Source organism: Paraburkholderia sp. GAS32 (assembly GCF_050434225.1).
GTDB classification, from domain to species: Bacteria; Pseudomonadota; Gammaproteobacteria; order Burkholderiales; family Burkholderiaceae; genus Paraburkholderia; species Paraburkholderia madseniana.
In genome coordinates, this window is record NZ_JBNPVS010000102.1 from 1 (window position 1) to 11,280 (window position 11,280).

At 59.4% G+C, this 11,280-nt stretch carries 11 protein-coding genes; 6 read left to right on the forward strand and 5 right to left on the reverse strand.

Going from position 1 to position 11,280, the window contains the following annotated elements; all coding sequences use genetic code 11:
• Window positions 1–412 precede the first annotated feature (412 nt).
• The 4 genes from P3T25_RS47915 to P3T25_RS47930 form a co-directional block, all read right to left on the reverse strand.
• Window positions 413–1,354 carry a 3-hydroxyacyl-CoA dehydrogenase NAD-binding domain-containing protein gene (locus P3T25_RS47915; RefSeq protein ID WP_429364717.1) on the reverse strand — a complete coding sequence of 314 codons (942 nt, stop codon included), beginning with the start codon at window positions 1,352–1,354 and terminating at the stop codon, window positions 413–415.
• A gap of 3 nt (window positions 1,355–1,357) precedes the next feature.
• Window positions 1,358–2,278, reverse strand: a complete 921-nt coding sequence (locus tag P3T25_RS47920) for a 3-keto-5-aminohexanoate cleavage protein (RefSeq protein ID WP_429364719.1) — start codon at window positions 2,276–2,278, stop codon at window positions 1,358–1,360.
• 47 nt (window positions 2,279–2,325) lie between these two features.
• Window positions 2,326–3,693: an MFS transporter gene (locus tag P3T25_RS47925; RefSeq protein ID WP_429364721.1), complete on the reverse strand. Its 1,368-nt coding sequence runs from the start codon at window positions 3,691–3,693 to the stop codon at window positions 2,326–2,328.
• 144 nt (window positions 3,694–3,837) lie between these two features.
• Window positions 3,838–4,542, reverse strand: coding sequence for a Crp/Fnr family transcriptional regulator (locus tag P3T25_RS47930; protein WP_429364723.1), 705 nt, complete (start codon window positions 4,540–4,542; stop codon window positions 3,838–3,840).
• Between the two features lie 113 nt (window positions 4,543–4,655).
• Here P3T25_RS47930 and P3T25_RS47935 point away from each other — a divergent pair, with 113 nt between their 5' ends.
• The 4 genes from P3T25_RS47935 to P3T25_RS47950 all read left to right on the forward strand — a co-directional run bounded on the left by P3T25_RS47935 (window position 4,656) and on the right by P3T25_RS47950 (window position 8,339).
• Window positions 4,656–5,069, forward strand: a complete 414-nt coding sequence (locus P3T25_RS47935) for an acyl-CoA thioesterase (RefSeq protein WP_429364725.1) — start codon at window positions 4,656–4,658, stop codon at window positions 5,067–5,069.
• Between the two features lie 36 nt (window positions 5,070–5,105).
• Window positions 5,106–5,879, forward strand: a complete 774-nt coding sequence (locus tag P3T25_RS47940) for an SDR family oxidoreductase (RefSeq protein ID WP_429364727.1) — start codon at window positions 5,106–5,108, stop codon at window positions 5,877–5,879.
• A 102-nt stretch (window positions 5,880–5,981) separates the two neighbouring features.
• Entirely contained in the window at window positions 5,982–7,895 is a 1,914-nt protein-coding gene (locus P3T25_RS47945; RefSeq protein WP_429364729.1) for an FAD-binding monooxygenase, read from the forward strand.
• 3 nt (window positions 7,896–7,898) lie between these two features.
• A complete protein-coding gene (locus P3T25_RS47950; RefSeq protein ID WP_429364731.1) occupies window positions 7,899–8,339 on the forward strand; it encodes a MarR family winged helix-turn-helix transcriptional regulator in 441 nt (146 codons plus the stop codon).
• Window positions 8,340–8,923: 584 nt separating this feature from the next.
• On the opposite strand, the gene P3T25_RS47955 is transcribed toward P3T25_RS47950, so the two are convergent.
• Window positions 8,924–9,403 carry an H-NS family nucleoid-associated regulatory protein gene (locus P3T25_RS47955; RefSeq protein ID WP_429364733.1) on the reverse strand — a complete coding sequence of 160 codons (480 nt, stop codon included), beginning with the start codon at window positions 9,401–9,403 and terminating at the stop codon, window positions 8,924–8,926.
• 383 nt (window positions 9,404–9,786) lie between these two features.
• On the opposite strand from P3T25_RS47955, the gene P3T25_RS47960 reads away from it, so the two are divergent.
• Both P3T25_RS47960 and P3T25_RS47965 read left to right on the forward strand, forming a co-directional pair.
• On the forward strand, window positions 9,787–10,149 hold the full coding sequence (locus P3T25_RS47960; protein WP_429364735.1) for a hypothetical protein: 363 nt from the start codon (window positions 9,787–9,789) through the stop codon (window positions 10,147–10,149).
• A gap of 686 nt (window positions 10,150–10,835) precedes the next feature.
• The coding region (locus P3T25_RS47965; RefSeq protein WP_429364737.1) for a hypothetical protein at window positions 10,836–11,280 on the forward strand (445 nt) is incomplete at its 3' end.

An 11,280-nucleotide genomic window follows, 5' to 3' on the forward strand; every position in this document is an offset into this window, starting at 1 on the left:
GACAGTCGGCGTTCGCAATTGACGCTGTCGAACGACCGCTGTGCTGCAGTGAGTGGGCATGCCAGCGTCGACATGCGAGCGGCGGCTTTGGCCGAGCACCCGTCGCCGAACTAGCTAACAGAACGGCCGCTGTGCTCAGCAAGCTGTCGTTCGGCTAGGGGAAGCCTGATTGACGATAGTGGATCGGCTTGCGTCTTTCGGGAATGCGGAATCGGACAAGTTCAGGTTTCGGTGAATGAGCTATGTCGCACCGAGCAACGCCTTGATGCCAGGGACGAGGCTTTCATCGTCCCTTGCATCGCAAACCGGAGCCGAGTGGCATCTTTTCTGTCGCAAGAATGGCAGTTTCAACGTGTGCCACTTCGGCCCGAGACCTAAGTCGAAACTCCACTCAGCTTCAGGCATCGTTCACCTACGGAATCTGAGAAAGATTTCGCTTCGCCTCCAGTAGTTGAATCAGCAATTGATCGCGTTGGCGAAGCATTTCTGGAAAATCGTACGACTGCAGTTCCGTATAGACGCCTTTCGCAATTGACTCGATGTAGTCGTCTGTCTCGGGATACGTGCCCAGGTCTCTGGCCCACTCGCGCTGGGCCGAGCCCAGATGCTGCAGCACATGCGTGATGCCACCGGGGCCTCCAGAAGCGTGAAGGTTGAGAAACGGACCGAGCAGCGCCCAGCGCAGGCCCGGGCCGTAGGAGATCGCCGCGTCGATGTCCCCCACAGAGGCGACCCCGCGCTGTACCAGACTAATGGCTTCTTGCCATATCGCCACCTGCAGACGGTTGGCGATATGACCTTTGACTTCTTTGTTGATCCTGATGACCTTCTTGCCCGTTGACGAATAGAACGCCATCGTTCTCGCTATGTTTTCGGGCCATGTGAGGCTGCCCCCACCGACCTCTACCAACGGGATGATGTGGGACGGATTGAATGGATGACCAAGGACAATTCGTTCCGGATGCTTCGCGCCTGCCTGAATCTCGCTGATTGCCAGCCCCGACGACGACGACGCGATGATCGCGTCTGCCCTTGCCGCAGATTCGATGCTCGCGATTAACGCGTGTTTGACATCCAGCCGCTCGGGGCCGCTTTCCTGAATGAAGTCCGCATTGCGTACCGCCGCGCCCACATCAGTCGTGAAAGTCAGGTTTTCTCGCGAGGCGCCATTCGCCAGCCCGAGTCTCTCAACTACAGGCCAACAGTTGTCGATCCAGTTGCGCAGGCGCGACTCGGCCCCGTCGGCGGGGTCCGTCGCCGTGACCGCGAAACCATGAGCCAGGAAGTGTGTCGCCCAGCCTGCGCCAATGACGCCGGTGCCGACGATGGCGATGTTGACGGCTCGCTTTGTCATGGTCTAACTCTCCAGGCAGGCAGCTTTGATTGTTTCGCGCAACGGCCGCAGACCGATGATCTCCCGTGCCTCAGCCGGCGTGGCCGGCTCGTAACCCATCTCCCGTACCAGGCGAACGAGCCGCTCGACCAGTTGCACGTTGGTGGCCAACTCGCCCTGCTTGTAGTACAGGTTGTCTTCGAGCCCGACGCGCACGTGGCCCCCCAGTAACAGCGAGTTCATCGCGGCGGGCAGCTGCGCCGCGCCGATGGCGCTGACGTTGAAGACGGTGTTGCGGGGCAGGTGGTCGACCATTGTCTGCAACAGGCGAGGCGTGTAAGGCAAGGCGCCCTGGAAGGCATTGGCACCGATGACGATATTGATAAAGTGCGGGGCATCGTCGAGGCCCTCGTTGATGGCCCGCTGAACATCCTGAACGATGTCGGCAAGACCAAACACCTCCCATTCCGGCTTGATCCCGCGCTCGCTCATCATCTCGGCAATCTGCCGGATTCGCGAGGGCGGCGTCGCCACCAGAATCTCCTTGCCGTTGAAACTTGCGATCACGGTCTGTGCATCGAGCGTGCACATCTCGACGCCGTCACCCTGCATGCCTTTCAGGCGTTCTTCCCACTGGATTTCCCACAGGCCGTTGTCGAGTTCGCGAACCATGTCGCCGTTAATGCCGCCGCCGGTGGAGTTGTTCAGAATGATGTCGCACTTGTCGCGAATCAGCCGGTTGATGTGGCTATAGATTGCAGGATCACAGGTGGCCTCGTCGTCGGGACGCCGTGCATGCACTGCCACGACACTGGCACCGGCGTTGTAGCAGCGGTAGGTGTCGTCGGCGATCTCCTGCGGCTGTGTCGGCAGGTTCGGGTTCATTTTCTTGTTGGCCATGCCGCCCGTCGGGGCAACCGTCACGATGACTTTGGGCTTGCTCATGCTGGTCTTCTCCAGAGAAGAAATGGGTCTAAAGGACAGGTGCTCGATCAGTGCGCGCTCGCGCCATCGCCCGGGCCCACGCGGATCGCGCTCTTTGGGAGGCCCAGCAGGATCGTCAGGCCGCCGCCAATGACAAGCGCGATCAAGCCCAGCAGACCCATCTGGATGCTACCCGTCGCGCCCTTGATCCAGCCGATCAGCGTCGGGCTGACGAAGCCGCCAAGGATGCCCAGTGAGCTGATCACCGCGATACCGGCTGCGGCTGCGTCGCGGCCAAGGTAGGTCGGGGGAATCGACCAGAACAGCGAGCCGCCGCCAAAGATGAAGAACGAGGCAACACACAGCAGGGCCATCACCGGGACGACCGCGGTGCCAAGAAAGGAAGTCGAGGCCAGAGCCACCGCGCCGAGGACCAGGGTTCCCCCGACATGCCAGCGACGCTCCTTGAAACGGTCCGAACTGCGGCTGATGACGAGAACGCCAAGTGCACCGAAGAAATAGGGCACTGCCGTGTACCAGCCGATCGTCGCTATCGGGGCGATGCCGAGGCCTTTGATCATGGTCGGCAGCCAGAACGTGAGCGTGTAGACGGCGCAAGCGCAGCAGAAGTAGACGAAGGCAAGCACGTAGGTCTTCGGGTCCGCCAGCGCCGTGACGAGCCTGCCATGATGCCCGGCCTTCGCCTCGCCTCGGTGGTCGGCATTCAGGACCGACTGCACCAGCACTTTCTCGGCGTCGTTCAGCCAGGACGCGCGGGCCGGCCCGTTCGGAAGCATGCGATACAGCAGGAACCCCAGCAGAACGGTCGGCAAGCCTTCGACGAGGAAGAGCCACTGCCATCCATACATGCCGCCAACGCCCTCCATGCCGCTCATGATCGTTCCCGACAGTGGGCCGCCCAGAACGCCCGTGATCGGCATGCCGAACAGGAACAGGCCCGTCACACGGCCGCGCCGCTGGCTCGGGTACCAGTACGTCAGATACAGAATGATGCCGGGGAAGAAGCCTGCTTCGAATATGCCCAGCAGCAACCGGATGGCATAGAAATGCCACGATGCCGTGACGAAGGCGGTCGCCGCGGACGTTAGGCCCCACAACACCATGATCCTCAGGAAGGTTAGTCGCGCGCCTATCTTCTCGAGCAGCAGATTGCTAGGCACCTCGAACAGCAGATAGGTGACGAAGAAGATGCCCGCACCGAGTCCATACACAGCGTCAGAGAAAGCAAGGTCTTGCTTCATCTGCAGCTGCGCGTATCCGATATTGATTCGATCGAGGAATGCGAACACATACGCGATCAAAACGAGCGGCATGACGCGCCAACTGATCTTACGAAAGACGGCGTCTTCGACTACGTGGTTCGTCGGGCTCTCGACGAGCGCGGCTTGGGCGGGCAGCGGACGAGCGGGAATCATGCGTGTCTCCTGGTCTTGTATGACACGCATTATTTCGAGCGACCGCTTCCACGACTGTCGATCGCGCGACAGTTGGAGTCAGCGTAAACACCAGGCAATGCGCGAACGCCGTCGGCAACGATTCGCGAAGAAAGATACGCGGCGCTAGCGTGCCAAGGCGTGAAGCCCAGGTAAATCCAGCACGACGATGCCGCCGTACTCGGTGCGCACGAGGCCGGCATTCTTGAAGCGGGTCATCGCCCTATTGCACGTTTGACGCGACACGGCGGCCAGGTTGGCGAGTTCTTCCTGAGACATCGGCAGATGCCCCACGCCGCTCGGATTGGACAATGGTTGCACCATGCCCACCAGCGCCCGTGCGACAAGACTGTCGGTATCGAGCAATCCGTGCGCGGCGACGGCGCCCATGAACCAGTGCAGACGCTCGTTGACCTGAAACAGCAGAAATTCGTTGAACGACGGCTGATGCTCGCGAAGCCAATTGAACGTTGTGCGTGGAATCTGCGCGACGCGGCTGTCGCGCAACGCGATGAGATCGGACTCGCGCGGCGCGTTGCGAATCAGCGTGCCTTCTCCGAACCAACTGCCTACCGACTGCCCGCCTAAAGTCACCGTCTGTCCGTCACGCGCGGTGATCGACCACTTGATGAGGCCCTCGAGCACGCCGAACCACATATGTTGCCGTTCGCCGTGGTGTCCGAGGGTCTGACCTGCGGCGACGGCGCGCTCCGAGGCGTCAGCGCGCACGCGAGACTTCACGGGTTCGTCCAGCCTTTCGAACCACGGCGACCGTGCGAGTAGTTCATCGAGCGTAAGCGAAACAGTGACCATCCGCTTTTGTCTGGTCATTCCCTGCTCCCAGAGCCGCTCGCCCGGCGGTCAATGCAAACTGTCGCCGCAGTGACAGTGTTGCGGATGCAAGACACACACAATGATCGGACTGGAAACTGGAGCATAGGCCCGTGAGTAAAGAAACTGTCTATCGTGTCGACGTGCAATTCGGCGATTGCGACCCGGCCGGAATCGTCTTTTTTCCGAACTTCTCGCGCTGGATGGACGCCGCTTCGCACGATTATTTTATACAGTGCGGCCTGCCACCATGGCGGGATATGCAAACGCTACCCCATTGCATCGGTGCGCCGCTGCTAGAGGTCCACACTCGCTTTCACACCTCGGCGACCTACGGCGAAAGTCTGGAGGTGCATACCCGCATTGAGGAATGGCGAGGCAAGGTCTTTATCCAAAGCCATCGAATCATCCGCAACGATACGCTGATTTGCGAGGGTCGCGCGACACGCGCGTTGTGTATCAAACAGGACGATGGACGGCTGAAGGCCGTCCCCGTGCCCGAGTTTATACGTACCGCCTGCGACTGAGCGGCGAGCGTGACCCAAGTCAGAAAAGAGGGTTTCATGACCACATCAAAAGGCTGGCGCGTGCTGGTGACGGCGGGTGCAGGCGGGATAGGGCGCGCCATCGCGGAAGCATTCGTATCGGCGGGCGCGAGCGTCTTTGTCTGCGACATCGACGAAGCGGCGCTTCAACAGATGCAGGCGCAACTGCCGGGCGTAAGGACATCGGTGTGCGACATCGCCGATCGCGCGGCGGCTTCGCGCATGGTCGCGGACGCCGCGTCCGCTCTCGGCGGTTTGGACGTCCTGATCAACAACGCGGGCATTGCTGGACCGACCGCGAGTGTCGCGGAGATGGATCCGGACGCGTGGGAAGCTGTGCTTCGTCTGAACCTCACAGGCACATTCATGGTCACGCAACAGGCCATCCCTTTCCTGAAGCAATCGGGCGCGGGCGTGATTCTCATCATGTCGTCGCTCGCCGGCCGCTTCGGTTACCCGAACCGCAGTCCCTACGCAACGACCAAATGGGGGCTCATCGGATTCGCGAAGACCTTGTCACGTGAGTTGGGCGAATTCGGCATACGAGTCAATGCGATCCTGCCGGGCGCCGTAGAAGGTCCGCGTATTCAGCAGGTGCTGGCAGGACGCGCATCAGCCAGCGGCCGCACCGTCGCGCAGGAAGAGGCGGCTGCGCTCGCCAATCAGTCCATCAAGCATTTTGTCGATCCGGCGGACATCGCGGCGCTCGCTGTTTTTCTGGCATCCGATGCTGGGCGTTCCATTTCGGGGCAAATGATCCCGATAGACGGAGATTCGCAAAACGCATCCTGAGATCAGGGTAAACATCCATCACGACATGAAGTGCTTTTAAATGGTTGGTGTACGGAGTATATTCGCCACCAAGGTGATCAAGACTGATTGGAGGAAGACATCATGCAATTTCATCTCAACGGTTTCCGCGTCGGGGATCCGATGATCGAGCCAACCGCCGATGGCGCGCCTCGCGTCGAAATGCCCGATACGGTCGATGTGCTCGTCGTCGGAAGCGGTCCGGCCGGGCTCGTGCTTGCGGCTCAGTTGTCGCAGTTTCCGTCGATCACGACGCGTATCGTCGAGCGTCGCTCGGGACCGTTGCTGATGGGGCAAGCGGATGGCGTTGCGTGCCGCACGGTCGAGATGTTCAATGCATTCGGCCTGAGCGAGCGCTTGCTGAGCGAAGCCTATTGGGTTAACGAGACGGTCTTCTGGCGACCCGATGCAAACGATCGTGGCGTGATCAAGCGTACTGGACATGTTCAGGATACCGAAGCAGGCATGTCGGAATTCCCGCACGTCATCGTTAATCAGGCGCGCGTGCAGGACTATCTGCTCGATGTGACGCGCCGTTCCGCGCAACGGCTCGAGCCGGATTACGATCTCGAAGTCGTGGACGTGCAACGCGATAGTGAGGGCGAGTATCCGGTGCGCGTCACGCTACGCCGCACGGACGCAGCGCGACTCGATGAAAAGGTCGTCGTGCGTGCGCGCTATGTCGTGGGCTGCGATGGCGCGCGCAGTCGCGTGCGCACGACCATCGGCCAAACGCTGCGCGGCGATGCCGCCAATCATGCGTGGGGCGTGATGGATGCGCTCGCCGTCACCGACTTTCCGGACATCCGGCTGAAGGCTGCGATTCAGTCTGCGAGCAAGGGCAATCTGCTCATCATTCCGCGCGAAGGCGGCTATCTCGCGCGCTTTTACGTCGATCTTGGCGAAGTCACGCCTGAGAATCGCGACACCATCAAGCAGATCACGGTCGAGCGCATCACTCAGACCGCGCAACGGATTCTGCATCCCTATTCGCTCGACGTGAAAGAGGTCGCGTGGTTTTCGGTTTATGAAGTGGGACAGCGTTTGACCGATCGCTTCGACGACGCAATCGCCGCCGACGGAACATCTCGCGAGCCACGCGTGTTCATCGCCGGCGATGCCTGTCATACGCATAGCGCGAAAGCGGGTCAGGGCATGAACGTTTCGATGCAGGACGGCTTCAATCTCGGCTGGAAGCTCGGCGCAGTGCTGCAAGGACTTAGCGACATCGACCTCTTGCGCACGTATTCCGATGAACGCCAGCCCATCGCGCAAGAGCTGATCGACTTCGACAAGGAATGGTCCGCGATGATGGCCGCGCCGCCGAAAGATCCCAATCGCCCCGAAGCAGGCGGTGTCGATCCAACGGAACTGCAGGACTATTTCGTTCGTGCGGGCCGATATACGGCGGGCGTCGCGACGCGATATTGGCCGGGTGCGTTGACCGGCGAACCGACATCTCAATCGCTCGCGAGCGGCTTCTCCATCGGCACACGCTTTCATTCGTCGCCTGTCATTCGTCTCGCCGATGCAAAGCCGATGCAACTCGGCCATGTTGCACGCGCCGACGGTCGCTGGCGGCTGTACGCTTTTTCGGACGCTTGCGGAACCGCGCTTAATGCGCTGTGCGAACATCTCGCCACGTCGCCCGATTCGGTCTTGCGTCTCGTCACGCCAGATGATGCCGATGCGGATAGCGTCTTCGATCTTCGCGCAGTGTTGCAGCAGCCTCATCGCGAAGTACGACTCGAAGATCTGCATGCGTTGTTGCTGCCGCGCAAGGGACGCTACGGCCTAATTGACTACGAGAAAGCGTTTACGAGCGACGCAGCGACTGATATCTTCGACGAGCGTGGCATCGAGCGGGAACGGGGCGCGCTCGTCGTGGTCCGTCCGGACCAGTACGTCGCGCATGTACTTCCGCTGGACGCCTACACCGAATTGAATGCGTTTTTACGGCGCATTTTCCGAACGAACACATCTTCGCTACACGCTTAGAAATTGCCGACCAAACACGACAACCCCGAAACGCTTTCCAAATTCACGGGCAGCCTGGTACGCCGCGCCCAGCAGCGCCACGTAGCGGTATGGCTCAGCGAAGTCTCCGCCGAGATCACGAGCGTCCAGTACGCGGCGCTCGAAATCTTGCAGAAAACGCCCGGCGTCAATCAACGACAACTCGGCGATGAACTCGACGTGGACCGTTCGACAATCGCCGATCTCGTCGCGCGCATGGTTCGCAATGATTTGATCGAACGCTCGGACGATCCCGTCGACAAACGTAGCTATGTGCTGTTCCTTACTCCCGCCGGCAAGAAGCAGCTTGCGACGTTGCGTCCACGTGTCGAGGAGGTCGAGCGCATTCTCACTGCGAGACTGACACCGACCGAATGTCTGGACTTGCGGCGCCTGCTTTTGGCACTGTTGCCGCTGGGGGAATAGTGCGTTTGTTACTCGCAGGGGTGTCGTTGCGGCAGTTCACAAAGCCGAGGGACTAGTCGGACATCAATCTTATAGGGTCTTTGTGGAAGAATAGCCGCATGCCCCGACCGGCCTCGCCAGTCGGAAGAGCGTGGTATTCCCAAGTTGGCCCCAAACCCCGCGGTACAGAGTGTCGTTTCGTCACGAAGGCGGTCACTTGGAGGAAGACCTCGAGGCGGCGGAAATTGAAGACTGCGAAGGCCAGCGACGCGACAATCAACTCAAGGACGCGAGCGACGGTCGTATCGTGGAAGCGGTCGTTGCAGTCGCGCGAGAGCAAACGGCTGCTTCGGGCCAAAGGACTTAGCACAAGCACGCATCCGCTTGAAGTGATAGCTGACATTCGCGGCTGCCGAGATGCGAATGTCGGGAAAGCGACCTGAAGCCGCCTCATCGATGGCGGTACCTGAATGTCAGGTATGGCCGACAACTCGCCGAACGGCACGATTGGGCGAAGGTCCGCTGTACCTTGGAAGCCGTCGTTGAAGGAGCAACGGGTCGAGGGCCCTTGTGGGTCGCAAGCGGCCTGTGGAGAAGTGGAAGGATTATTGCCCATCAGTGGCATCGTTCCGCGGAGGCTTCGGGCGAGCGATCAGAAACTGCTTTGAGTCCTTTCCCTCAAGCCATCGCGGGCGCGGCCCCCGACCGGTCCAGGTCTGCCCAGTCTCCGGGTGGCGGTATCTGGGCGGGGCCGACGACCTGCCGCGCTTGAGTCCAACCAGTTCGCTCGGTTTGATCCCGTACACTCGCATCAGCGCGCGAATCTCTGCGATCACTCCTGTCCGTTCGATCCGTCGAACCCGCTCTATTTCCGAGTCGAGTTCAACCAACTGCTTTGAAAGCTGTGCGTATGTATTCTTATCCATCGACGATCGTGATAAGCGGAAGCCCAGTTTTGCATGGGTCGGGACGCTTCTTCGAATGCAACGGCCGCTGCCGTGTGAAGTCGTTGCAAGGCATCGCGTTCGGCCTGAAGTTTGTCCCTGATACCGATCGCACCAGCCGCGTCGATCATGTCGACTCATGCCGCCATAGCGCGCGAACGGCCCTTATCAACGACTCGGACCGCCTCGTAACGCTCTGCTGCTGACTTGCCAACGCTGTTGCCCAATTCATGCGTCCACTACTGCGTGGTGTTGACCCGGTTTGACCTTCAGATTGTACGGTAGCGCGCTCGTAGACTCTGCGCACCGTTGACAGTTGCCTCGCTCTGCCACAAGCAGATGTTCGCTGAGTCAGGATCGCGAAGGGATGGAGATTTCGCAGAAGAGAGCAAATATCTGTCAGTGCAATCGGGACCGCTAGTTGCCCGCTACTGGATGGTTTGCTCGCACGGGTACGCCTCAAATGGTCAACCGTCGTCTGCGCGTTAAACTTGCATAGTCGATTATGCGAGGACGGCGTTATCTTGACCAATCCGCTTAACCTTGACCTACGCGCTCGTGCCGAGTTACTTACGTACCCGGTCGCCTCTCACTTTGTCGCCCGGCAGTTGACGGGGGGATGGCTGTCGTCCGATCGCGTTGTGGAATCGCCGAAAATCTGGCTGGCCGCAAACGGCGGGGGTGCCGATATCCTGCAGCGTGTGATGCTTGCGAGTCGAGCCCGCGAGATTGCCGAACAGATCGAGCTGATATCACCGCTCACTTTCGAGCCCGGGCAGGTCACTTCAATGTTCTGCGAAAATCTGCGGCTTGATTTTCGTTCGCCGACCGCTAGGGATGTCTACCAGCACTGCCTGACCCAGCTCCTTCATACTCGCTGGTACTGACGTGATTACAGCCCGCGCGCGCGCCGTCGCCGCCTGATTTCTTTCGCTGACGCTGGACAGGTGGCCCTGCCGCGAGCGTAAGGTAGCTTCATTGCCCGCCTTGGCTCTTTTGTGTTCAACACAGGTCCACGTTTAAAGCAGGTTTCGAGGGTTCTGAAGCCTGTCGGCGTGTGGCGGCGCAGTTTCCCGCCGCAGTGCAGGACGTCATTCACGAATTGGTCACCAACGGCGCTTTTCCATCGCTGTTGCAATAGCGTGAGGTGGCGTCAACCAGAACTGACTGCGCGGCGAACCCGGAATCTTCCTTGAGCCGCGCAGAATGCGCGCAGCGCCTCGATCCGGGCGGCAGATAGGGCAAACGGTTGCACGGGTCGATAAAGGAGATTGAATAAGGCGTCCATCACTGGTTTAAAACAAACACAAAAATTCAAGCCCGTGAGTTGGATGAAATGTCTGCCTGCCCAAGAAAATCGGCGTCTATCAGACAGCGCCAACATCAAAATTGGAGTTAATGCTGATTGGATTAGTGTTGCGTTTTTTCGCCCCCAACTTATAGACCTTCGTGCAAAATACACCAAGCACCTGTCAGTGCGCATCAGCAATACCGATCTCGGGTGCGCCCAAGCATAGAAGTGCAGCAGCACTCCGGGTTATCTTTACTACCAGTTCAAATAGTTACTCTAAACATGAACAGCCTACCTCAGACTAGCCAGCCGGCACTCATCGTGCGCGGTAGTCGCTTTGCAATGCCGTTTCTCGTTGTAGTTATGCTTGTGATTGCGGCGTGCTACGTCTTCTTCGCGCAATCGAACCCATTTTTGGGATTTGGCGATGTTTTTATGCTTTTTGTTGTCCCTCTCGGGGCGCTAATAAGCATGAACTTCACGACTCGTGCCGTATTTTTTGACGATCGGTGTCGAGTGAGTCGCACTGTGATTTTTTACCAAAACATCGTCAGTGTAAATCGAGGGCGGTTTCTTTTGACTATTCGGTACAACCGACCGAATGAGGCACGCGCCAAACCGCGTCATGCCAAGCCGGCGGTTGTCAACGTACTTGTCGCGTCACTTCATGCGGACTGCTTTAGTTCTTCCGGCTGCATGCGCTCCGGATTGAGCCAGACTTCATCCT